Below are 20,826 nucleotides of genomic sequence, written 5' to 3' on the forward strand. Positions count from 1 at the left end.
CCATCATGCACAACACCGCACGGGTCGCAGTCGTTCCCGAGGTCCCCTACGCCGCGCCCGCCATCCGCGGCCGTGAGACGCTGAGCCGCGCGGGCGCCGCGCTCTGGCGCGTCGTCGCACCCGACGGACGCGTGATCGGGCATGTCCGGCGGCTCGAGCACCCTCTCGGCATGCGCTTCCGCGCCGAGCGGCTGCACCTCGCGACCGGCCGGTTCATCCAGGTCGGCGAGTTCTGGTCGCCCGACGAGGCCGTCGCGAGCCTGCGGGTCTGACGGGTCCTCAGACCACGGCGTCGAGCGGCGCGGCCTCGCCCGTCTCGAACCGCGCGTCCGCGACGTCGCGCCAGGCGGCGACGAGCAGTCCGGCCGCACGCTCGAGAACGGGCGCGGGCGCCGTGAACGGCACGCGGATGTGGCGCTCATGTCCACCTCCCACCGAGAACCGCGGGCCGGCCGAGAGCAGGAGCCCCCGCCGTCGCGCGGCGAGGGTGAGCGCCGAACTGCGGGGCGCGCCGAGCCCGACCCACAGCGCCACGCCGCCGGCCACGTCGGGGATATCCCACTCCGGCACCTCACGTCGCAGCACCCGCACGGCGACGTCCCGGCTCGCCCGAAACATCTCCGAGCGCTGCGCGAGGATCTCGGGCATGGCGGGCATCAGCCGCTCGGCGACAGCCTGCTCGAACTCCGGTGTGCCGAGGTCCGAGGTGGGACGCGCCGCCGTGAGCCGCCGGATCATGTCGACGTCCGCGCGCAGCCACCCGATGCGGACCCCTCCCCACACGGTCTTGCCCAGCGAGCCGAGCGTCAGCACGCCGTCATCGCCGGCGGAAGCGGCGAAGGGCACGGGCGAGATCACGCGATCCACCCCGAGCTCGGCCGTCGTCTCGTCCACGATCACGAGCGCTCCGACCGAGCGCGCGAGATCCGCGATCCGCGCGCGTGCCTCGACCGACATCGACTCGCCCGTGGGGTTGTGGAAGTCGGGCATGAGGTACAGGGCGCTGGGGCGGGAGCGCAGGATGGCATGCTCCGCGCGTTCGAGATCCCACCCCGCGCCGACCGTGACGGGCACGCCGACGAGACGCGCTCCCTGCCGCGCGAAGGCCTCGGCCGCGTGCGGGTACGTCGGCGTCTCCAGCAGCACGCGATCACCGCGCGCGACCAGTAGCGACGCGAGCAGAGAGATCGCGCTCTGTGCGCCGTTGGTGACCATGATCTGCGTGGGGTCGGTCGGCAGACCGCGCGCGGTGTAGCGCTGGGCGATCGCCTCGCGCAGGCCACGACGGCCCAGCACGTCGTAGCCGGCGCGGGCGACGATCGACGGGGCGTCCGCGGCGGCATCGGCGTACACGGCCGCGAGTCCCGGCCACGCCGCCGGGCTCGCCTGCTGCAGATCGATCGACTGCTCGTCCCCCGTGACCCGGCCGAGGTCGCGGCGTCCGAGCGGCCGCGTGATACTGCCGGACCCCCGGATGCTCTCGATGTGCCCGGACGCGCGCAGGCTGCGGTATGCGGCCGCGACCGTCGTCCGGCTCACACCGAGCCGCACGGCGAGCTCCCGCTCCGCGGGCAGAGCCGTGCGCGGAGCGATGCGGTTGTCCAGGCAGAGCAGGCGGATCGCGTCTGCCAGCGCCTCGTAGGCCGGCTCTCGCGTCCGCCAGAGCCCGAGAAGCGCGTCGAGCGCACGTGCGGAGAGTCGGGAGTCCACCATGCGGCCACTCTAGCCGCATTGGCATCTTTACCGGTGTCCAATTCCGGTGTGGACTTCTTGCATGCTCCTTCTCGTCATCCTGCTCGGCGCGATCGGACTGCTCAGCTCCGCAGCGATCGTCGCCACCGTGCGCGCGGTCGCGCGCGACGGTTACCGTGCCGTCCGCACGGACGCGCTGCGCATCCCCGACCTGCGGGCATCGTCCGAGAGCCGGATCCCGTGATTCGCCGGGTCATCCAGCTCATGCTGGGCCTGCCGCTGTACGGCTTCGGAATCTCGCTCACGGTCGAGGCGGGACTCGGGCTCGACCCGTGGACCGTGCTCGCGGAGGGCATCTCCCTGCACATGGGAATCGGCATGGGCTGGGTCACCAACCTGCTGGGCCTGCTCGTGCTGCTGCTGTGGATCCCCCTGCGGGAGCGTCCGGGAGTCGGCACGATCCTCAACATCCTGATCGTGGGCACGGCGCTGCAACTCGGGCTCGACGTGCTTCCGCCGATCGAGGACCTCTGGCTGCGCGTCGCCGCCCTGCTCGGCGGCATCGCGATCGTCGGGCTCGCGTCCGGGCTCTACATCGGCGCGCAGTTCGGACCGGGTCCGCGCGACGGCGTGATGACGGGCCTGCACCGCCGCTTCGGTTGGCCGGTATGGCGGGCGCGCGCGACCGTGGAGCTCACCGTGCTCGCCCTCGGCTGGCTCTTGGGCGGCACGGTCGGCCTCGGCACGCTCGCCTTCGCACTGCTGATCGGCCCGAGCGTCGACGTCGCATTGCGCCTGCTGGACACGAAACGGAAGGCCTCCCCGACGGAGCCGGTCGCCACCGTGGCCTGACGGGAGTCAGTGCTCGCGGAACTCCGGTCGATCCGATCCGGGCTTCAGGTGCGAGACGAGCGCGTTCTTCGCGACCGTGATGCCCTCGTACTGCCCCACGGGCGCATCCGCGCCGGCCATCGTGACCGCGAAGACCCCGTCCTCGACCTCTCGGACGGTTCCGACCGCCCCGGCCGGACCGTATGCGACGTACAGGCGTCGTTCGTGCGTCATCGCCATTGCCCGCTCCTTCCGTCCGCTCGCACGCTACGCCCGGAGGCGCGCGGCCGGAAGGGGTTGACAGCGGCGCACGTCTTCGCGGACGGCGACCTCAGGCGGTGCCCCCTGAAGGATTCGAACCCTCGACCGACAAGGTAGAAGCTTGCTGCTCTTCCGCTGAGCTAAGGAGGCCTGCCCTTCTACGGTACCCCGCTCGTCCGCTCGAGCATGCGTCGGGGCCCGTCCCCGCCGTCGTTAGGCTTGAGGGCATGGTAGGTGCCTCCGAGAACGACCGGCTCGTCTGGATCGACTGCGAGATGACGGGCCTCGACCTCTCGGTCGACGAACTCGTCGAGATCGCGATCGTCGTGACCGACTTCGAACTGCGGATCCTGGATCCCGGCTTCCAGGTCGTGATCAAGCCGTCGCAGGCCGCGCTCGATCACATGGGCGAGTTCGTCACGGAGATGCACCGCAAGTCGGGCCTGCTCGACGAGCTCGCCGACGGCGTGACGCTCGAGGAGGCCGAGCGCCTCTCGCTCGAGTACATCCGCCGGTTCGCGCCGCAGGAGCGCAAGGCTCCCCTCGCCGGCAACACGATCGGCACCGATCGCATGTTCCTCGCGAAGTACATGCCGCAGGTCGACACCTACCTGCACTACCGCAGCGTCGACGTCTCGAGCGTCAAGGAGCTGTCCCGGCGCTGGTTCCCGCGGGCCTACATCCACGCTCCGGCCAAGGACGGCGGCCACCGCGCGCTGGCCGACATCCTCGAATCCATCCGCGAGCTCGAGTACTACCGCCGCGCCGTCTTCGTCGCCGAGCCCGGCCCGACGAGCGATGCCGCGCGTGCCATCGCCTCGTCGGTCGTGTCGTCGTTCGCTCCAGAAGTGTGACAGAATGAAGAGGTTGTCCCCGAGTGATCGGGGGCCACGGTGGCTGTAGCTCAGTTGGTAGAGCACCGCGTTGTGGTCGCGGGGGTCGCGGGTTCAAGCCCCGTCAGCCACCCCAATGGATTCCGCGGATGATCCGATGATCGACATGGACACCGAAGCCTTCGAACGGCTCGTCGTCGACGAGCTCGACAGGCTCCCCGACGACATGGTCGAGGGCCTCGAGAACGTGGTGTTCGTGGTTGAGGACCGGCCGGAAGACGGCTCGCTCGACCTGCTCGGCCTGTACGACGGACTCGCCCTGACGGAGCGCGACCGCTACGGGATGGGCGAGCTGCCCGACCGGATCATCCTGTACCGCGAGCCACACCTCGCCCAGAGCGAGACGGAGGACGAGCTGCGCGACGAGATCCACACCACGCTCGTGCACGAGATCGCGCACTTCTACGGGATCGACGACGAGCGTCTGCACGAGCTGGGATGGGCATGAGCACCGCGACGCCTGATCTCGACGAGGACACCCGCCTCCGCGAGCACCGGGATCCCACGCGGCCGTGGCAGACGGTCGTCTGGAACGACCCGGTGAACCTCATGAGCTACGTGGTGCGCGTGTTCCGCGAGTATTTCGGCTACAGCCTCGAACGGGCCACCCAGCTCATGCTCGCCGTGCACCACGACGGCCACGCGATCGTCGCCGAGGGTGCGCGCGAGCAGATGGAGCTGCACGCCCAGGCGATGCACGATTACGGCCTGTGGGCCACCGTCCGAAAGGCTCCCGCATGACAGATGACCGCATCGTGCTGCTCACCCTGACGCGGATCGAGGCGACGCACCTCGCCGACCTCGTCCGACAGTTCGCGGATCTCGTCGACAGCACGCCGTCGATGCCCGATCCGGCGATCGAGCGCCTCACACCCGACGTCTATCCCGACGACGCCGACGCCTCACGCGAATTCCGGGCCGTGACGCGCGCAGATCTGCTGCGCCGTCGCGCGCACGACGCCCGCCTCGTACTCGACGACCTCGCGCGCGTCGACCGCGTGGAGGACGAACTGGCCCCCGTCGACGTGTCCCTCGAGGGCGAGCACATCGAATCATGGCTGCGCACTCTCGCCGCCGTGCGCCTCGTGATCGCGAACCGGCTCGGGATCGTGGACGACGCCGGGGAGCACGACCCCGAGGACCCGCGATACGGCGTCTACGACTGGCTCGGCTACCGGCTCGAGGGCCTCGTGCAGGCCGCCGAGCAGCACGGCGCCGAGTAGGTCGGCCCGGTCAGTCCGCCCCCGAGACCGGCCGGCCGCCGACGGCGCGCTCAAGGCGCCATCCGCACTCGTCGCGCAGGTACACGATGCGCTCATGGCGCCGATCGAGCGCGCCCTGCCAGAACTCGACGCGCTGCGGGCACAAGCCGCCACAGCACCCAGTCCTCGGTGGGGATGCCCTCGCGGGCCGCAGGTGAGCGGGCGGCGAGGTCCGCCTCGCTCTCCGCGCGCGTCGCCTCCACGACGGGCCCGCGCGCACGCACCGCGCGCATGAGCGGCTGCCACCAGAAGTCGAGCGCCGCCGCCGGACGGTGTGCGAGCTGCCGCCCCTTGCCGGACGACCGGGTGCCGGCGAACGCCCAGCCGCGCGACCCCACGTCCTTCAGGATCAGCGTCCGGGCATCCGGGATGCCGTCCGGATCGACGGTGGCCAGCGTCGCCGCGTGCGGCTCGGGCACTCCGGCGTCGACCGCCTCGCCGATCCACGCCAGGAACATCTCGACGGGATCCGCCGGCAGCGCGCCGGCGTCGATCGGCGACGGCACACCGCTGAGCGCGAGCAGGGCGCGGAGCCAGGCGGCCACGTCGCCCAGGGGTGGGGTGTCGGTCATCGCGGCTCCCTGTTCACGGCAGGTCGAAGACGAGATGCGCGAGCGCGCGCGGATCGTGCGTCTCGATGTGGCGCACCTCCTGCGCCGCCCAGCGCTCCCAGTGCGGCGCATAGGTGTCGCCGTCGCGCTCGAGCGCCCGCGCCCGTCGCGACGGCTCGGGCGCGTCGACCCAGACCACGACGTGTGCCAGGCCTGCCGCCGCGGGCGTCAGGGCGCCCGCTCCCTCGACGATCAGCGGTCGCCGCGGAGCGACGGGATGCGGCTCGGCGAACGCGTGCGCTTCCCAGTCGAAGCGGCGCCATCGCCCCTCGACACCCTCCGCGTGGGGCACGAGCAGCCACTCGTGCGCGAGCCGCGTCCCCTCGGCGAGCCCGTCCCAGCCGGGATAGAACGAATCGAGCGCGATCAGCTGCGGCTTCTCCCCCGCGCGCGGCCACTCCCGCACGAGCCGCGACGCGAGCGTCGTCTTGCCGCTTCCGCTGCGGCCGTCGATCAGCACCCGTGGCGCGGAGACGTCGAGCGCCGCCACGGCAGCCGTCACCGCGTCGAACGCGGCGTCATGGGCGATCGCGAAGGGATCCGGAGCGCTACTTCTTGAGCGCACGGATGAGGCGCGAGAGCGCGTGACCCGCGACCCACACGAACGGGATCGCGACCGCGATGAGCGAGATGACGTTCGGCTCGAAGGTGATCGTGTCGCCGCGCCGCACGTACGCGCCGACGGGAAGCGTCACGCCGCCGCCGCCACCGCCCTCGCCGCCGGACGGGTCCGACCCGCCGCCGAAGCCGCTCCAGGTCGCGGCGACGGGGATGAGCCGCACGCCGTCGACATCCTGCTGCTCGCCGTAGGCGCTCTGCACGCCGATGTTCGTGGAGACCTTGCCGAGCTCGAGTGCGATGTTGGACATGCGTCCACCGTACCCACGATCGCTCCGGCGCGTCAGTCCGAGTCGGCGGGCGGCCGGGGATGGGACGGCAGGTGGCGGCTCTCGCTCCGCCCCAGGAAGGTCGCGCGTGTGACGGCGCCTCTGCCGAAGCGAGCCAGGGCGTCATCGAGCGTCCCCTCGAGCCGCTTCCAGTCCTCGTCCTCGTCCCACAGCGCGACGCCGCCCGCTCCGGCGGGCCGCAGCCGCTCGGCGCGGACGCCGATCAGCCGGACGGGGAGCCGCAGATCCACACCGGCGAGCAGCTCTCGCGACGCCTCCCCGATCCGCTGACCGACGGCGGACGGCTCCGGCAGCGTCATGGAGCGGGTGATCGTCGAGAAATCGGAGAAGCGCACCTTGATCGCCACGCCCGCCGCCTCGAAGCCGGCGCGCCGCAGCCGTACGGCGACGCGATCGGACAGCCGCAGCAGCTCGGCGCGCAGCAGCTCGACGTCGGCGACGTCGGTCTCGAACGTCTCCTCGTGGCCGATGCTCTTCTCGGTGTGCGTCGTCTGCACCTCCCGCGCGTCGACGCCGCGCGCGAGCTGCGACAGGCGCTGCGCGCCGGCGGGGCCCAGGATGCGCTCGAGCACGTGCACGGGCGTCTGCCGGAGGTCGCCGATCGTGCGGATCGCGCGGGACTCGAGCGCCTCGGCGGCCTTCGGCCCCACACCCCAGATCGCGCGGACGGGCTTCGGGTCGAGGAACTCCTGCGTCCGCGCGCCCGGCACGATGAGCAGGCCGTCCGGCTTCGACATGGTCGATGCCATCTTCGCGACGTGCTTGGTGGCCGCGACGCCGACGCTCGCCGTGATGCCGATCTCGCCCGCGATCCGCTCGCGGATGAGCCGCGCGATCCGGCCTGGGCTGCCCCACAGTCTCCGCGCCCCGCGCACGTCGAGGAAGGCCTCGTCGATCGACAGCGGCTCCACCAGCGGGGTGAAGCTGCGGAAGACGTCCATCACCTGCGCCGAGACCGCCTGATACCGGTCGAAGTGCGGCAGCACGACGATCGCCTGCGGGCACAGCCGCAGCGCCTGCGCCATCGGCATCGCCGACCGCACGCCGAAGCGACGCGCCTCGTACGACGCGCTCGAGACGACCGAGCGTCCCTCCGGCGCGCCGATCACGATGGGCCTGCCCTTCAGCGACGGGTCGTCGAGCACCTCGACCGACGCATAGAAGGCATCCATGTCGACATGCAGGATGCCGGTGCCCGTGTCGTCCGCATCGTCCGGCGACACGATGCGCCCCGATCCGTCCGCGCGTCCCATGTCTCGATTCTCCCGCGGGGCGCCGACATCCGGCGACGCGCGGCGATCACCCGTCGAAAGCGGGATCGTCCAGCAGCCCCGAGGCCTGGACGCGCAGCGCGACCACGCGCGTTGCGGCCTCCTCGAGCCGCCCGGCATCGACCTCGGCCGCGATGCCCGCCGCCATGTCGGTCGCGGTGCGCGCGTCGGATCCCGCGACCATCAGCACCATGTCGGCACCCGCCGCGACCGCGGCGACCGCGTTGCGCACCGGGTCGGCATAGCGCTCCTCGCCGGACGAGCGCAGCATGCCCAGGTCGTCCGTGATCGCCACGCCCTCGAATCCCAGGTCGTCGCGCAGGATCCCGTACCAGGCGGGCGAGAGCGAGGCGGGCGCGTCGTCCGTCGCGGTGAAGCGCAGGTGCCCCGTCATCACCAGCTCGGCGCCGGCGTCGATGCCCGCCTCGAACGGAGGGGCATGGTCCGCCCGCCACTGCGCGGCGGGCATCCGCGTCTGCGGGATCAGGGTGTGCGAGTCCCCCGGCGCGGCCCCGTGTCCCGGGAAGTGCTTCAACGTCGAGAACGCATGGCCCCGCTCCCCCTGCACGGCAGCGGCCACGCGCTCCGCCGCGGATCCGGCATCGCCGCCGAGCGTGCGCGGCCGGATGAACCCGCTCGTGCTCGTGCCGACATCCGCGACGACACCGAAGTTCACGCTGATCCCGGCCGCCTCCAGCAGCCGTCCGCGCTCCTCGAACGCCGCCCGCGTGTCCGCCGGCGTGCGCCCCTGCAGCTCGGCGCCGGCCGGGCCGTCGTCCCACCGCAGCCGGGAGACCACGCCGCCCTCCTGGTCGATCGCGACCAGCGGCGGCATCGCGCCGTCTTCGCCGTCCAGCGCATCCGTCACGCCTCGCAGCTGCTCGCGCGTCCTCGGGACGTTCGATCCCATGAGGATGAAGCCGCCGAGGCCGCCGTCTTCGACATACGAGCCGAGCGTCTCGGGATCCGTGCCGCCGATGTGCCCCATCACGACGGCCGAGGCACGCTGCGCGGGCGACATGTCGGCGACGATCGCGGTCGCGATCGCCGCGGCGATGTCCTCACGGGTCGCTCGCGCGTCGTCGCCGGAGGCCGCCGGCATCGCCGCAGCCGCCGCCCGCGCGGGCACATGCGCGGCCGCCGCCGGCGGCACCGCCGAGCCGCACAGCACGAGGCCGGCCAGCGCGGCTGCGAGCCACGCGGACCGGCCTCGGTCAAGTCGGGACATCACGCCTGGGCGGCGCGCTCCAGCACGAGCTCGCGCACACGAGCCGCATCCGCCTGGCCGCGCATCGCCTTCATCACGGCGCCGATGACCGCACCGGCGGCCTGCACCTTGCCGTCGCGGATCTTCTCGAGCACGTCGGGCTGCGAGGCGAGCGCCTCGTCGATCGCGGCGATCAGCGCGCCGTCGTCCGACACCACGGCGAGGCCGCGCGCGTCCACGACCTCCTGCGGCGTGCCCTCGCCCGCGATGACGCCCTCGAGCACCTGACGGGCGAGCTTGTCGGTCAGCGTGCCCGCGTCGATCAGCTTCTGCAGGGCCGCGACATTCTCGGGCGACACGAGCGCGGCCGGCTCGCGGCCCTCGGCGTTCGCGACGCGCGTGATCTCGCCCGTCCACCACTTGCGGGCGGCCGCCGGCGTGGCGCCTGCGGCGATCGTCGCCTCGACCTCGGCGAGCAGCCCGCCGTTGGCCACGTCCTGGAACTCCAGGTCGGTGAAGCCCCAGTCGGCCTTGAGTCGGCGCCGGCGCGCGGCCGGCGGCTCGGGCAGCGCGGCGCGCAGCTCCTCGATCAGCTCGGCGCTGGGCTCGACGGGCAGCAGGTCCGGCTCCGGGAAGTACCGGTAGTCGTCCGCGTCCGACTTCGGGCGGCCGGGCGAGGTCGCACCGGTGTCCTCGTGCCAGTGCCGCGTCTCCTGCGTGATCGTCCCGCCCTCGGCGAGGATCGCGGCCTGACGCTGGATCTCGTACCGCACCGCGCGCTCGACAGAGCGCATCGAGTTCACGTTCTTGGTCTCGGTGCGCGTGCCCAGCTTCTCGGCGCCGCGCGGGCGCAGCGACACGTTGGCGTCGCAGCGGATGTTGCCGCGCTCCATGCGCGCCTCCGAGATCCCCAGCGCGATCGCGATGTCGCGGATCGTCGCGAGGTACGCCTTCGCCAGTTCCGGAGCCCGGTGCTCGGCGCCCAGGATCGGCTTCGTGACGATCTCCACGAGCGGCACGCCCGCCCGGTTGTAGTCGACGAGAGAGTACTCGGCACCGTGGATGCGGCCGGTCGCGCCGCCCACGTGCGTGAGCTTGCCCGCGTCCTCCTCCATGTGCGCGCGCTCGATCGGCACCGTGACGATCGTGCCGTCCGACAGCTCGACCTCGACGGACCCCTCGAACGCGATCGGCTCGTCGTACTGGCTGATCTGGTAGTTCTTGCCGAGGTCGGGGTAGAAGTAGTTCTTCCGTGCGAACCGGCTGGACGGCGCGATCGAGCAGCCGAGCGCGAGGCCCAGGCTGATCGACGAGCGGATCGCCTCGGCGTTCACGGTCGGCATCGAGCCCGGCAGGCCCATGTCCACCGGCGCCACGAGCGTGTTGGGCTCGGCGTCGTGATTGTCGGCGTGCGCGGGGTTCGCGGCCGGCGAGAACATCTTGGTCTTCGTGTTCAGCTCGACGTGCACCTCGAGGCCGATCACCGGCTCGAACAGCTCGAGCGCCTTGTCGAAGTCCATCAGCTTGGCGGTCGCCATCAGCGGCTCGCCCCCTTCAGCTCGGTGCCGGTCAGCTCCGGCGCGCGATCCAGGATCGAGCCGCCCCACTCGTCGAGGAGCAGCGACTCGAGAGCGGCGCCGACGCGGTACAGACGCGCGTCCTCCCGGGCGGGCGCGAGGAACTGGATGCCGACAGGCAGCCCGTCCTCGGCCGCGAGGCCCGAGGGCACCGAGATGCCCGGCACGCCTGCGAGGTTCGCGGGGATCGTGGTCAGGTCGTTCAGGTACATCGACAGCGGGTCGTCGATCTTCTCACCGATGCGGAACGCTGTGGTCGGCGCCGACGGCGTCGCGATCACGTCGACCGCCGCGAACGCCTGATCGAAGTCGCGCTGGATGAGCGTGCGCACCTTCTGTGCGCTGCCGTAGTACGCGTCGTAGTAGCCGGCCGAGAGCGCGTACGTGCCGAGGATGATGCGGCGCTTGACCTCGGCGCCGAAACCGGCGTCACGCGTCGCGGACATGACGTCCTCCACGGTGCCGCCGGGCACGTCGAGCCGCATGCCGAAGCGCACGGAGTCGAACTTCGCGAGGTTGCTGGACGCCTCGGCGGGAAGGATCAGGTAGTACGCCGCGACCGCGTACTCGAAGTGCGGCGCGCTGATCTCGACGATCTCGGCGCCCTGGGCCTCGAGCTTCGCGAGCGCGTCGCGGAACGACGACGCCACGCCGGGCTGGAAGCCGCTGTCGGGCAGCTCCTTCACGACGCCGATCTTGAGGCCCTTCAGCACGTCGCCGCGCGCGCCCTCGCGCGCCGCGTCGGCGAACGACGGCCAGGCATCCGGGATCGACGTGGCGTCGTGGATGTCGTGTCCCGCGATCACGTCGTGGAGCAGGCCCGCGTCGAGCACCGTGCGCGTCACCGGACCCACCTGGTCGAGGCTCGATGCGAGCGCGATCGCGCCGTAGCGGCTGACGCCGCCATAGGTCGGCTTCACACCCACGGTGCCGGTCACGTGCGCGGGCTGGCGGATCGATCCGCCGGTGTCCGAGCCGAGCGCGAGCGGCGCCTCGAAGGCGGCGACGGCCGCGGCCGAGCCGCCGCCCGAGCCGCCGGGGATGCGGTCGAGATCCCACGGGTTGCGCGTCGGACCGTACGCCGAGTGCTCGGTCGAGGACCCCATCGCGAACTCGTCCATGTTCGTCTTGCCGAGCGGAACCAGGCCCGCGGCACGCGAACGGGCGACGACGGTCGCGTCGTACGGCGACATGTACCCCTCGAGGATCTTCGATCCCGACGTCGAGGGCATGTCGGTCGTGACGAGCACGTCCTTGATCGCAAGCGGCACGCCGGCCACCGGACCCAGCTGCTCGTCCGCGGCGCGGCGGCGGTCGATGTCCGCCGCGACGTCGAGCGCGTGGTCCGAGACGTGCAGGAACGCGTGGATGTCGCCGTCGACAGCGGCGATCCGGTCGAGGTGGGCCTGCGTCGCCTCGACGCTCGAGATCTCGCGCGCGGCGAGCTTGTCGGCGAGCTCGGCGGCGCTCAGCCGCGTGATGTCGGTCACTGCTCCTCCCCCAGGATCGCGGTCACCCGGAAACGGGTCCCGTCGGCGTCCGGCGCGTTCTGCAGGGCCTGCTCCGTCGTGAGCGTCTCCGCCACCTCATCCGGGCGGTAGACATTCCGCATCGGGATCGGGTGGCTCGTCGCCGGGACGTCCGGGGTCGCGACCTGCGAGACCTTCGCGATGTTGTCGACGATCGCGTCGAGCTCTCCGGTCAGGCGGGTCACCTCCTCATCCGACAGCTGGATCCGGGCGAGCACACCGAGATGGCGCACGAGATCGGGGGTGATTTCAGACACCCCCCGAGTCTAAGCGGTGCGACTCCGACGTCCGGAGCCGTCAGCCCTAGGCTGAACGCGTGACGACCTACGATCCGCCGCGTCCCTGGATCTCCAGCTATGCCGCTGGGGTCCCCGCCGACCTCGATGACATCACCGGGTCCCTCCCCCACCTCGTCGCCGCCTCCGGCCGCGAGTTCGGCGACGCGCCGGCCCTGCAGTTCTTCGGCCGCACCACCAGCTACGCCGACCTGAACGCGGCGATCGACCGCGCCGCGGCCGGTCTTCACGCGCGCGGCGTGCGCAGGGGCGATCCGGTCGCGATCATCCTGCCGAACTGCCCGCAGCACATCATCGCGTTCTACGCGATCCTGCGCCTGGGTGCGGTGGCGGTCGAGCACAACCCGCTCTACACGCCCCGCGAGCTGCGCAAGCAGTTCGAGGATCACGGCGCGAAGCACGCGATCGTGTGGAGCAAGGTCGTGAAGACCGTGCAGGAGTTCCCTGCGGATCTCGCGGTGAAGACGCTCGTGTCGGTCGACGTCACGCGCGCCATGCCGCTCCTGACGCGCGCGGCCCTGCGGCTGCCGATCCGCAAGGCGCGCGAGTCGCGCGCGCAGCTCACCGCGAAGGTGCAGGGTGCCGTGCCGTGGGAGCAGCTGCTCGAGGCGGCCCCGCTTCCCGCGTCGCACCGCGGACCGTCCACCGACGACCTCGCGATCATCCAGTACACCTCCGGCACGACGGGCACCCCCAAGGGCGCGGCCCTGACGCACCGCAACCTGCTCGCGAACGCCGCGCAGGCCCGCGCCTGGGTGCCGACCATCGCACGAGGCCGGGGCACCAACGTGTACGCCGTGCTGCCGATGTTCCACGCGTACGGCCTCACGCTGTGCCTGACGTTCGCGATGTCGATGGGGGCGCGGCTGATCCTGTTCCCCAAGTTCGACCCCGACATGGTGCTCGATGCCGTGAAGAAGCACCCCGCGACCTTCCTGCCCCTCGTGCCCCCGATCGCGGAGCGGCTGCTCGCGCGGGCCAAGGAGCGGGGCGTGTCCCTCGCGGGCACCGAGATCGCGATCTCGGGCGCCATGGCGCTGTCCCCCGCGCTCGTCGAGCCGTTCGAGGCGGAGTCGGGAGGCTTCCTCGTCGAGGGCTACGGGCTCAGCGAGTGCTCCCCCGTGCTGATGGCGAACCCGGTCGCGACGCACCGCGTCGCCGGCAGCGTCGGCCTTCCCCTGCCCGGCACCGAGTGCCGCGTCGTCGACCAGGAGGACCCGAGGCGCGACGTCGAGCCGGGGCAGCCGGGCGAGCTGCTCGTGCGCGGGCCGCAGGTCTTCGGCGGGTACTACGGCAAGCCCGAGGAGACGGAGGCGGTGTTCGTCGACGGCTGGTTCCGCACGGGCGACATCGTCACGATCGACGAGGCCGGCTTCGTCCGGATCGTCGACAGGATCAAGGAGCTCATCATCACCGGCGGCTTCAACGTGGCGCCGACCGAGGTCGAGAACGCGCTGCGCCAGCACCCCGACATCGCCGACGCCGCGGTCGTCGGGCTTCCGAGCGACCGCAGCGGCGAGGACGTCGTCGCCGCGGTCGTGCCGGATGAGGGCGCCGACATCGACGTCGAGGCCGTGCGAACGTACGTGCGCGGCATCCTGACGCCGTACAAGGTGCCGCGCCGCATCCTCATTGTCGACGAGCTGCCGAAGTCCATGATCGGCAAGGTGCTGCGCCGGCAGGTGAAGGAGCAGATCCTCGCGCGGAACACGGGCGCCGTGCAGTAGCCCGGATCGCACGCGGTCGGCGTGACCCCGGCATCCTGACAGGCGCACGGGCTAACGTTGGCGGGTGAGCCCTGAAGACGACACGCAGCCCGATACGACCGCCCCGGAGCCCGGGTTCGAGGAGCTCGGCATCACGGGATCCGTCCTGGCCGCGATCCGCGACCTCGGGTACGAGACGCCCTCGCCCATCCAGCGCGCGACGATCCCGACACTGCTGAGCGGACGCGACGTCGTCGGGATGGCGCAGACCGGCACGGGCAAGACGGCGGCGTTCGCGCTGCCGATCCTCGAGCGGCTCGACGTCAACCGCGTGGTGCCGCAGGCGCTCGTGCTCGCCCCCACGCGCGAGCTCGCGCTGCAGGTCGCGGAGGCGTTCGAGTCGTACGCGGCGCAGATGCCCGACGTGCGGCTGCTGCCCGTGTACGGCGGTCAGGGCTACGGCGTGCAGCTGTCGGCGCTGCGCCGCGGCGTGCACATCGTCGTCGGCACGCCCGGCCGCGTGATGGACCACCTCGCGAAGGGCACGCTCGACCTGTCCGAGCTCGACTACCTCGTGCTCGATGAGGCCGACGAGATGCTCAAGATGGGCTTCGCCGAGGACGTCGAGCAGATCCTGTCGCAGACGCCCGAGGAGAAGCAGGTCGCGCTGTTCTCCGCGACCATGCCGCCGCAGATCCGGCGCATCGCGCAGCAGTACCTGCGCGATCCCGAGGAGATCTCGGTCAAGGCGAAGACCGCCACGAACGCGAACATCACGCAGCGCTACCTCGTCGTGGCGTACGCCCAGAAGGTCGACGCGCTCACCCGCATCCTCGAGGTCGAGAACTTCGACGGGATGATCGTGTTCGTCCGGACGAAGAACGAGACCGAGACGCTCGCGGAGAAGCTGCGCGCCCGCGGGTACTCGGCCGCGGCGATCAACGGCGACATCCCGCAGAACCTGCGCGAGCGCACCGTGAACCAGCTCAAGGAGGCGAAGCTCGACATCCTCGTCGCCACCGACGTCGCCGCGCGCGGACTCGACGTCGAGCGCATCAGCCATGTCGTGAACTTCGACATCCCGACGGACACCGAGTCGTACGTGCACCGGATCGGCCGCACGGGTCGCGCGGGCCGGACGGGCGACGCGATCAGCTTCATCACGCCGCGCGAGCGCTACCTGCTCGGGCACATCGAGAAGGCCACGCGCCAGCAGCCCACGCAGATGCAGCTGCCCACGGCCGAGGACGTCAACACCACGCGCCTGGCGCGCTTCGACGACGCCATCACCGCCGCACTGGAGGACACCGGCCGACTCGACACCTACCGCGACGTGATCTCGCACTACGTGCGGCACCACGACGTGCCCGAGGCCGACGTCGCGGCCGCCCTCGCGATCGTGGCGCAGGGCGACAAGCCGCTGCTGCTCGAGGCCGAGGACGACCAGCTCGCGGCCGCGGTCGACGCGGCGGGCCGTCCGCCGCGCGAGCGCGCGGGTGGGGAGCGCGGCACGCGCGAGGCGCGTCCGGCGCGCCGCGGCCGCGGCGACTACGAGCCCTACCGCATCGACGTGGGCCGCCGGCACCGCGTCGAGCCGCGGCAGATCGTCGGTGCGCTCGCGAACGAGGGCGGCCTGGGGCGCGACGACTTCGGCGCCATCACGATCCGCCCCGAGTTCTCGATCGTCGAGCTGCCAGCGAACCTCGACCGTCGCGTGCTGGAGAAGCTGCGCGACACCCGCATCAGCGGCAAGCTGATCGATATCCGCCCGGACCGCGGGGCGCCGGGTCGACGTCGCGACGGCGACCGCGGCTTCGACCGCGACCGCAGGCCGGCCCGCGACGACCGCCCGGACCGCGACTCCCGTGCGAGCCGCGACGACCGCCCGGACCGGGACGACCGTCCGGCTCGCAAGCCGCGCCACCGCAAGGACTGAGCGCCGGGAGGGGTAGCCGGGCGCCGTTGCCGGCTACCCCTCCCGCACGCCCTTCGTGACGATCGTGCCGGTGCGGGTGAACTCCTCGTCGACCTCCTCGTCCCGCCGGTAGGTCATCCGGCTGACGACGAAGGCGACGAGCAGGTTGAGCGCGAACCCGGGGACGATCTCGTACAGCCCGGTGCCGAGCAGCGGCCACAGGAACACCGTCGCTGCGCCGACGATCATCCCGGACAGCGCGCCGACGGCCGTGAGGCGACGCCAGAACAGCGACAGCAGGATGATCGGGCCGAACGCGGCACCGAATCCGGCCCATGCGAAGCCCACGAGCTCGAGAATCGTGCTCTCGGGATCCAGCGCGAGCAGGATCGCGATCACCGCGACGATGAGCACGCAGCCGCGGCCCAGCAGCGCGAGCAGGCGCTGGCCCGGCTCGCGCTTCCCGACGACCCTGAACACGTCCTCGACGAGCGCGGACGAGCACACGATCAGCTGGCTGGAGATCGTCGACATGATCGCCGCGAGCACGGCGGAGAGCACGAGGCCGGCGACGAGCGGATGCATGAGCACCTGCGCCATCTCGAGGATGACCGTCTCGGGGTTGTCCAGTCCCGCGCCCGCGAAGAAGGCGATGCCGACGAAGCCGGAGGCGACCGCGCCGACCAGCGACAGGATCATCCAGCCCATGCCGATGCGCCGCGCGGTCTTGGCCTCCTCGGCGCTGCGGAGCGCCATGAAGCGGACGATGATGTGCGGCTGTCCGAAGTAGCCGAGCCCCCAGGCCAGCGAGGAGACGATCGCGATGATCGTCGCGCCGGTGACGGCCTCGCCGCCGACGAGCGACAGGTGCGCGGGATCGACGGCGGCGCCGACCTCGCCGAAGCCGCCGAGCGCGACCACGGCGGCGACCGGCACGATGAGCACCGCCGCGAGGATCATGATGCCCTGCACGAAATCGGTGAACGATGCTCCGAGGAACCCCCCGAACAGCGTGTAGGCGAGCGTCACGCCGCCGACGAGCAGCATGCCGACCAGGTAGTCGCCGCCGAACGCGCTCTCGAAGAACACGCCGCCGGCGACCATGCCGCTCGAGACGTAGAGCGTGAAGAAGACGAGGATCACCACGGCCGACACGATCCGCAGCAGGCGGGAGCGGTCGCGCAGCCGGTTCTCGAAGAAGCTCGGGATCGTGATCGAGTTCCGTGCGACCTCGGTGTAGGCGCGGAGCCTGGGCGCGACGAACCTCCAGTTCAGGTAGGCCCCGATCGTGAGTCCGATCGCGATCCAGGCCTCGATGAGTCCCGCCGCGTAGATCGCGCCGGGAAGCCCCATCACGAGCCAGCCGGACATGTCGGACGCGCCCGCGCTCAACGCGGCGACGGCCGGCGGCAGGTTCCTGCCGCCGAGCATGTAGTCCTCGTGATCCTTCGTCTTCACCGCGGCGTAGACGCCGATCGCGATCATCGCTCCGAAGTAGATCACCAGCGCGACGATGAGCCATGTGTGTGCGGACATCGGGAAGAACCTCCTGAGCCTTGGCGCCGCGGACGAGGCGCAGCGGCCCAGGTTACGAGGTTGCCCGCGATCGCGCGAACTCGCGACCCTCCCGATGCCCGGTTCGTCCGGCGTCGCCGGCCGGCCCCCGCCTCACCAGCGGTCGTGCACCAGCGGGCGGATCGCCTCGTCGTACAGGTCGCGCACCGCGTCCAGGAAGTCCTGCGGCAGCGCGCCGACCTCGCCGGCCGACGCGTTCGCACGGGCCTGCTCGGGATTGCGCGCGCCGGGGATGACGGTGGTCACGCCGGCCTGCTGCGCGACCCACGCGAGCGCGGCGGTCGCGGGCTCGAGCCCCGCCTCTCGCGCCAGCGCGGCGAAGCGCTGCGCCGCGTCCACGCCCGTCTCGTAGTCGACGCCCGAGAAGGTCTCGCCCACGTCGAACGCCTCGCCGTGTCGGTTGTACGAACGGTGGTCGTTCTCGGCGAAGGTGGTCTCGCGCGTGTAGCGACCGCTCAGCAGACCGCTCGCGAGCGGCACACGCGCGATGATGCCGACGCCCGCCTCCCGCGCGGCGGGCAGGGCGTCGTCCAGCGGCTTGCGACGGAACGCGTTCAGGATGATCTGCACGCTCGCGACGCCGGGACGCTGGATCGCGCGCAGCGCCTCCGCGACGGTCTCGACGCTCACGCCGTAGTGGGCGATCGCCCCGTCGGCGACGAGCGTGTCGAGGTCGTCGAACACGCGGTCGGCGTCGTACACGTCGCTCGTGGGGCAGTGCAGCTGCACGAGGTCGAGAGTGTCGACGCCCAGGTTCTCGCGGGAGCGGTCGGTCCAGGCGCGGAAGTTCTCGAGCGTGGCGTGCGCGAGATCCGGCGCGTCCGCGCGGCGGATCATCTTCGTCGCGACGAACACCTGCGCGTCGGGGTTGGCGCGCCGCCACTCCCCGATGGTCTGCTCGCTGCGGCCGTCGCCGTAGACGTCGGCCGTGTCGAAGATCGTCACACCCGACGCGTACGCCGCGTCGAGCACCGCGAACGCGTCGCTCTGGGCGACATCGCCCCAGTCGGCTCCGAGCTGCCAGGTTCCGAGGCCGATGGCCGAGACGTCGCGGCCGGTGCGGCCGAGGGTGCGCTGCTGCATGGTTCGAGCCTATTCGGCTGCGGCGGGCGGCAGGGCGTCCGGGCCCTCGGTGACGAGGATGTGGAACTGGGCGGCGTCGATGATCCGGACGCCGAGCTGCTCGGCCTTCGCGAGCTTCGAGCCGGCGCCCGGGCCGGCCGCGACGAAGTCGGTCTTCTTGGAGACGCTCGAGGCCGCCTTGCCGCCGGCCTTGATGATCGCCTCCTGCGCGCCCTCGCGCGTGTAACCCTCCAGAGATCCGGTCGCGACGACCGTCACGCCCTCGAGCACGCCCCCGGCGACCGCGGCCGCGCCCGGACCGGGATGACCCGGGGTGTCGAACCGCACGCCCGCGGCACGCCAGCGGTCGATGATCTCGACGTGCCAGTCGACCTCGAACCACTCCCGGAGCGAGTCGGCGATGATCGGCCCCACGCCCTCGACCCCAGCGAGCTCGTCGCGCGAGGCCCCGCGGACGGCGTCCAGCGATCCGAAGTACAGCGCGAGCGCGCGCGCCGCGACCGGGCCGACGTGCCGGATGTTCAGCGCAACCAGCAGGCGCCACAGGTCCTTCGTCTTCGCCTTCTCGAGCTCGTCGAGCAGGACGAGCGCCTGCGCGGACGGCTGCGGCCCGTCACGCCCCTCCTTGCGCTCGGCAGCGGTGGGGTTGCGACGGAACGGCGCGCGGCGGACGTATTCGCCGGTCTTCTCGTCCACCCGCTTCTCGCCGGTCTCGCCGTCGCGCACGACCACCTCAATCGGCACGAGCTGCTCGATCGTGAGGTCGAACAGCCCCGCCTCGGTGCGCAGCGGCGGCTCGGAGGGGACGTCCGGCTGCGTCAGGGCCGCGGCCGTCACCTCGCCGAGCGCCTCGATGTCCAGCGCGCCACGCGAGCCCACGTGTTCGACGCGACCGCGCACCTGCGCGGGGCAGTCCTTCGCGTTCGGGCAGCGGAGGTCGATGTCGCCCTCCTTCATGGGGCGCAGCGGCGTGCCGCACTCGGGGCACTCCTCGGGCATCACGAACGCCCGCTCGCTCCCGTCGCGCCTGTCGACGACGGGACCGAGCACCTCCGGGATGACGTCGCCCGCCTTGCGCAGCACCACCGTGTCGCCGATCAGCACGCCCTTCGCCTTGACGACGTCCTGGTTGTGCAGGGTCGCCTGACGCACGACGGATCCCGCCACGTGCGCGGGCTCCATCACGGCATACGGCGTCGCGCGGCCCGTGCGCCCGACGGAGACGACGATGTCGAGCAGGCGCGTGTGCACCTCCTCCGGCGGGTACTTGTAGGCGATGGCCCAGCGCGGCGCGCGGCTCGTGGCACCGAGCTCGTCGTGCAGCGCGAGCTCGTCGACCTTGACGACGATGCCGTCGAGCTCGTGCTCGATCGAGTGGCGGTGCTCGCCGAAGTACTCGACGAACCCCAGCACCTCGTCGATAGAGGCGCACACCTTCGGGTGGGGGCTGATCGGCAGGCCCCAGTCCTTCAGCAGCGCGTACACCTCGCTCTGGGAGGCGACCGGCGGGTTCTGCCACGCGCCGATGCCGTGCACGTACAGGCGCAGCGATCCGATGCGGGCCAGCGCGGCCTCGAGTTCGAGGCCCGACTTCTTCTCGATCTGCTGGCGCAGGCCGCCGCTCGCGGCATTGCGCGGGTTCGCGAACGCCGGGAACCGCCGCAGGGCCGACAGCTGCGCCTTCTCCTCGTCGAACGGGCGTCCGCGCGACGCGGCGCGGTCGCGCCCCTCGGCGACCGCACGCTCGCGCAGGTCCGCCTGCAGTGCGTTCAGCTGCTCGAAGGCGGCGACGGGGATGAACACCTCGCCCCGCACCTCGACGATCTCGGGATGACCCTCCCCCGACAGCCGTTCGGGGATGTCGGACAGCCGCAGCGCGTTCTCCGTCACGATCTCGCCGATCCGGCCGTCCCCGCGCGTCGCGGCCGACGTCAGCACGCCGTTCTCGTAGCGCAGGCTGATCGCGAGGCCGTCGATCTTCAGCTCGGTCAGCCACGCGACGGTGCGGCCCGCGGCATCCCGGGTCTTCATCGCCCACTCGCGCAGCTCGTCGACCGAGAACACGTTGTCGAGGCTCAGCATGCGCTCGGCGTGCTCGATCGTCGCGAGCGCCGTGCCCTCGGCCGCTCCCACCATCTGCGTGGGAGAGTCCTGGCCCTGCAGCTCGGGGTGCGCGCGCTCGATCGCCTCGAGCCTGCGCATCCAGGAG

The 20,826-nt window shown here is 71.8% G+C and carries 23 protein-coding genes and 2 tRNA genes; 10 read left to right on the forward strand and 15 right to left on the reverse strand.

Annotated features, from left to right (window positions below):
- Positions 1–5 precede the first annotated feature (5 nt).
- On the forward strand, positions 6–272 hold the full coding sequence (locus BJP60_RS08180) for a hypothetical protein (protein WP_203135306.1): 267 nt from the start codon (positions 6–8) through the stop codon (positions 270–272).
- A gap of 7 nt (positions 273–279) precedes the next feature.
- On the opposite strand, the gene yczR is transcribed toward BJP60_RS08180, so the two are convergent.
- Positions 280–1,713: a MocR-like transcription factor YczR gene (gene yczR, locus BJP60_RS08185; protein WP_238439349.1), complete on the reverse strand. Its 1,434-nt coding sequence runs from the start codon at positions 1,711–1,713 to the stop codon at positions 280–282.
- A gap of 61 nt (positions 1,714–1,774) precedes the next feature.
- On the opposite strand from yczR, the gene BJP60_RS08190 reads away from it, so the two are divergent.
- Positions 1,775–1,936 carry a hypothetical protein gene (locus BJP60_RS08190; RefSeq protein WP_203135307.1) on the forward strand — a complete coding sequence of 54 codons (162 nt, stop codon included), beginning with the start codon at positions 1,775–1,777 and terminating at the stop codon, positions 1,934–1,936.
- The gene (yczE, locus tag BJP60_RS08195; RefSeq protein ID WP_203135308.1) at positions 1,933–2,544 is read left to right on the forward strand and encodes a membrane protein YczE; all 612 of its coding nucleotides are present in this window, start codon (positions 1,933–1,935) and stop codon (positions 2,542–2,544) included. Before BJP60_RS08190 ends, yczE begins: the two co-directional genes overlap by 4 nt.
- Before the next feature lie 6 nt (positions 2,545–2,550).
- Here yczE and BJP60_RS08200 read toward each other — a convergent pair whose 3' ends face one another.
- Together BJP60_RS08200 and BJP60_RS08205 are read right to left on the reverse strand one after the other, a co-directional pair.
- On the reverse strand, positions 2,551–2,763 hold the full coding sequence (locus BJP60_RS08200; protein WP_203135309.1) for a methyltransferase: 213 nt from the start codon (positions 2,761–2,763) through the stop codon (positions 2,551–2,553).
- A gap of 99 nt (positions 2,764–2,862) precedes the next feature.
- Positions 2,863–2,934, reverse strand: a tRNA-Arg gene (locus tag BJP60_RS08205).
- 77 nt (positions 2,935–3,011) lie between these two features.
- On the opposite strand from BJP60_RS08205, the gene orn reads away from it, so the two are divergent.
- The 5 genes from orn to BJP60_RS08230 all read left to right on the forward strand — a co-directional run bounded on the left by orn (position 3,012) and on the right by BJP60_RS08230 (position 4,900).
- On the forward strand, positions 3,012–3,638 hold the full coding sequence (gene orn / locus BJP60_RS08210; RefSeq protein ID WP_203135310.1) for an oligoribonuclease: 627 nt from the start codon (positions 3,012–3,014) through the stop codon (positions 3,636–3,638).
- Positions 3,639–3,677: 39 nt separating this feature from the next.
- Positions 3,678–3,753: transfer RNA gene (locus tag BJP60_RS08215), tRNA-His, on the forward strand.
- Between the two features lie 21 nt (positions 3,754–3,774).
- The gene (locus tag BJP60_RS08220; RefSeq protein WP_203135311.1) at positions 3,775–4,125 is read left to right on the forward strand and encodes a metallopeptidase family protein; all 351 of its coding nucleotides are present in this window, start codon (positions 3,775–3,777) and stop codon (positions 4,123–4,125) included.
- Positions 4,116–4,418: an ATP-dependent Clp protease adapter ClpS gene (gene clpS / locus BJP60_RS08225; protein ID WP_203135312.1), complete on the forward strand. Its 303-nt coding sequence runs from the start codon at positions 4,116–4,118 to the stop codon at positions 4,416–4,418. The genes BJP60_RS08220 and clpS overlap by 10 nt, the downstream gene beginning before the upstream one ends.
- Complete coding sequence (locus tag BJP60_RS08230; protein WP_203135313.1) at positions 4,415–4,900, forward strand: DUF2017 family protein; 486 nt, start codon at positions 4,415–4,417, stop codon at positions 4,898–4,900. Before clpS ends, BJP60_RS08230 begins: the two co-directional genes overlap by 4 nt.
- A 10-nt stretch (positions 4,901–4,910) precedes the next feature.
- On the opposite strand, the gene BJP60_RS15525 is transcribed toward BJP60_RS08230, so the two are convergent.
- Genes BJP60_RS15525 through gatC form a run of 9 tightly spaced genes read right to left on the reverse strand, consistent with a single transcriptional unit; the run spans position 4,911 to position 12,299 of the window.
- Complete coding sequence (locus BJP60_RS15525) at positions 4,911–5,045, reverse strand: pyridoxine 5'-phosphate oxidase C-terminal domain-containing protein (protein ID WP_336244342.1); 135 nt, start codon at positions 5,043–5,045, stop codon at positions 4,911–4,913.
- On the reverse strand, positions 4,993–5,511 hold the full coding sequence (locus tag BJP60_RS08235) for a pyridoxamine 5'-phosphate oxidase family protein (protein ID WP_336244343.1): 519 nt from the start codon (positions 5,509–5,511) through the stop codon (positions 4,993–4,995). Before BJP60_RS08235 ends, BJP60_RS15525 begins: the two co-directional genes overlap by 53 nt.
- 13 nt (positions 5,512–5,524) lie before the next feature.
- Positions 5,525–6,052, reverse strand: a complete 528-nt coding sequence (locus BJP60_RS08240) for a hypothetical protein (RefSeq protein WP_203135314.1) — start codon at positions 6,050–6,052, stop codon at positions 5,525–5,527.
- Between the two features lie 46 nt (positions 6,053–6,098).
- The gene (locus tag BJP60_RS08245; protein WP_203135315.1) at positions 6,099–6,419 is read right to left on the reverse strand and encodes a hypothetical protein; all 321 of its coding nucleotides are present in this window, start codon (positions 6,417–6,419) and stop codon (positions 6,099–6,101) included.
- 32 nt (positions 6,420–6,451) lie between these two features.
- The gene (dinB, locus tag BJP60_RS08250; RefSeq protein ID WP_203135316.1) at positions 6,452–7,711 is read right to left on the reverse strand and encodes a DNA polymerase IV; all 1,260 of its coding nucleotides are present in this window, start codon (positions 7,709–7,711) and stop codon (positions 6,452–6,454) included.
- Between the two features lie 46 nt (positions 7,712–7,757).
- Positions 7,758–8,957 carry a glycoside hydrolase family 3 N-terminal domain-containing protein gene (locus BJP60_RS08255; protein WP_238439350.1) on the reverse strand — a complete coding sequence of 400 codons (1,200 nt, stop codon included), beginning with the start codon at positions 8,955–8,957 and terminating at the stop codon, positions 7,758–7,760.
- On the reverse strand, positions 8,957–10,474 hold the full coding sequence (gatB, locus tag BJP60_RS08260) for an Asp-tRNA(Asn)/Glu-tRNA(Gln) amidotransferase subunit GatB (RefSeq protein WP_203135317.1): 1,518 nt from the start codon (positions 10,472–10,474) through the stop codon (positions 8,957–8,959). The genes BJP60_RS08255 and gatB overlap by 1 nt, the downstream gene beginning before the upstream one ends.
- Positions 10,474–12,003 carry an Asp-tRNA(Asn)/Glu-tRNA(Gln) amidotransferase subunit GatA gene (gatA, locus tag BJP60_RS08265; RefSeq protein WP_203135318.1) on the reverse strand — a complete coding sequence of 510 codons (1,530 nt, stop codon included), beginning with the start codon at positions 12,001–12,003 and terminating at the stop codon, positions 10,474–10,476. Before gatA ends, gatB begins: the two co-directional genes overlap by 1 nt.
- Complete coding sequence (gene gatC / locus BJP60_RS08270) at positions 12,000–12,299, reverse strand: Asp-tRNA(Asn)/Glu-tRNA(Gln) amidotransferase subunit GatC (protein WP_203135319.1); 300 nt, start codon at positions 12,297–12,299, stop codon at positions 12,000–12,002. The genes gatA and gatC overlap by 4 nt, the downstream gene beginning before the upstream one ends.
- A gap of 59 nt (positions 12,300–12,358) precedes the next feature.
- Here gatC and BJP60_RS08275 point away from each other — a divergent pair, with 59 nt between their 5' ends.
- Both BJP60_RS08275 and BJP60_RS08280 read left to right on the forward strand, forming a co-directional pair.
- Entirely contained in the window at positions 12,359–14,065 is a 1,707-nt protein-coding gene (locus BJP60_RS08275; protein WP_203135320.1) for a long-chain-fatty-acid--CoA ligase, read from the forward strand.
- Positions 14,066–14,129: 64 nt separating this feature from the next.
- Positions 14,130–15,980 (forward strand): DEAD/DEAH box helicase, encoded by a 1,851-nt coding sequence (locus BJP60_RS08280; protein ID WP_203135321.1) that lies wholly within the window; start codon positions 14,130–14,132, stop codon positions 15,978–15,980.
- 33 nt (positions 15,981–16,013) lie between these two features.
- Here the strand turns inward: BJP60_RS08280 and putP are convergent, their stop codons facing one another.
- The 3 genes from putP to ligA all read right to left on the reverse strand — a co-directional run bounded on the left by putP (position 16,014) and on the right by ligA (position 20,819).
- Positions 16,014–17,495, reverse strand: coding sequence for a sodium/proline symporter PutP (gene putP / locus BJP60_RS08285; protein WP_203135322.1), 1,482 nt, complete (start codon positions 17,493–17,495; stop codon positions 16,014–16,016).
- A 132-nt stretch (positions 17,496–17,627) separates the two neighbouring features.
- Positions 17,628–18,617, reverse strand: a complete 990-nt coding sequence (locus BJP60_RS08290; protein ID WP_203135323.1) for an aldo/keto reductase — start codon at positions 18,615–18,617, stop codon at positions 17,628–17,630.
- 9 nt (positions 18,618–18,626) lie between these two features.
- Positions 18,627–20,819: an NAD-dependent DNA ligase LigA gene (gene ligA / locus BJP60_RS08295; protein WP_442923420.1), complete on the reverse strand. Its 2,193-nt coding sequence runs from the start codon at positions 20,817–20,819 to the stop codon at positions 18,627–18,629.
- Between the last annotated feature and the right edge of the window lie 7 nt (positions 20,820–20,826).

The sequence above is a fragment of the Microbacterium sp. JZ31 genome (assembly GCF_016805985.1).
Taxonomy (GTDB): domain Bacteria; phylum Actinomycetota; class Actinomycetes; order Actinomycetales; family Microbacteriaceae; genus Microbacterium.

What these genes read in the sequence shown, in the direction of transcription:
- BJP60_RS08180 (WP_203135306.1), top strand. Translation starts at nt 6, where the DNA reads ATGCACAACACCGCACGGGTCGCAGTCGTTCCCGAGGTCCCCTACGCC.
- BJP60_RS08235 (WP_336244343.1), bottom strand. Translation starts at nt 5,511, where the DNA reads ATGACCGACACCCCACCCCTGGGCGACGTGGCCGCCTGGCTCCGCGCC.
- BJP60_RS08245 (WP_203135315.1), bottom strand. Translation starts at nt 6,419, where the DNA reads ATGTCCAACATCGCACTCGAGCTCGGCAAGGTCTCCACGAACATCGGC.
- BJP60_RS08255 (WP_238439350.1), bottom strand. Translation starts at nt 8,957, where the DNA reads ATGTCCCGACTTGACCGAGGCCGGTCCGCGTGGCTCGCAGCCGCGCTG.
- orn (WP_203135310.1), top strand. Translation starts at nt 3,012, where the DNA reads ATGGTAGGTGCCTCCGAGAACGACCGGCTCGTCTGGATCGACTGCGAG.
- BJP60_RS08200 (WP_203135309.1), bottom strand. Translation starts at nt 2,763, where the DNA reads ATGGCGATGACGCACGAACGACGCCTGTACGTCGCATACGGTCCGGCC.
- BJP60_RS08290 (WP_203135323.1), bottom strand. Translation starts at nt 18,617, where the DNA reads ATGCAGCAGCGCACCCTCGGCCGCACCGGCCGCGACGTCTCGGCCATC.
- yczR (WP_238439349.1), bottom strand. Translation starts at nt 1,713, where the DNA reads ATGGTGGACTCCCGACTCTCCGCACGTGCGCTCGACGCGCTTCTCGGG.
- BJP60_RS08230 (WP_203135313.1), top strand. Translation starts at nt 4,415, where the DNA reads ATGACAGATGACCGCATCGTGCTGCTCACCCTGACGCGGATCGAGGCG.
- BJP60_RS08190 (WP_203135307.1), top strand. Translation starts at nt 1,775, where the DNA reads ATGCTCCTTCTCGTCATCCTGCTCGGCGCGATCGGACTGCTCAGCTCC.
- BJP60_RS08220 (WP_203135311.1), top strand. Translation starts at nt 3,775, where the DNA reads ATGATCGACATGGACACCGAAGCCTTCGAACGGCTCGTCGTCGACGAG.
- dinB (WP_203135316.1), bottom strand. Translation starts at nt 7,711, where the DNA reads ATGGGACGCGCGGACGGATCGGGGCGCATCGTGTCGCCGGACGATGCG.
- gatB (WP_203135317.1), bottom strand. Translation starts at nt 10,474, where the DNA reads ATGGCGACCGCCAAGCTGATGGACTTCGACAAGGCGCTCGAGCTGTTC.
- clpS (WP_203135312.1), top strand. Translation starts at nt 4,116, where the DNA reads ATGGGCATGAGCACCGCGACGCCTGATCTCGACGAGGACACCCGCCTC.
- putP (WP_203135322.1), bottom strand. Translation starts at nt 17,495, where the DNA reads ATGTCCGCACACACATGGCTCATCGTCGCGCTGGTGATCTACTTCGGA.
- ligA (WP_442923420.1), bottom strand. Translation starts at nt 20,819, where the DNA reads ATGCGCAGGCTCGAGGCGATCGAGCGCGCGCACCCCGAGCTGCAGGGC.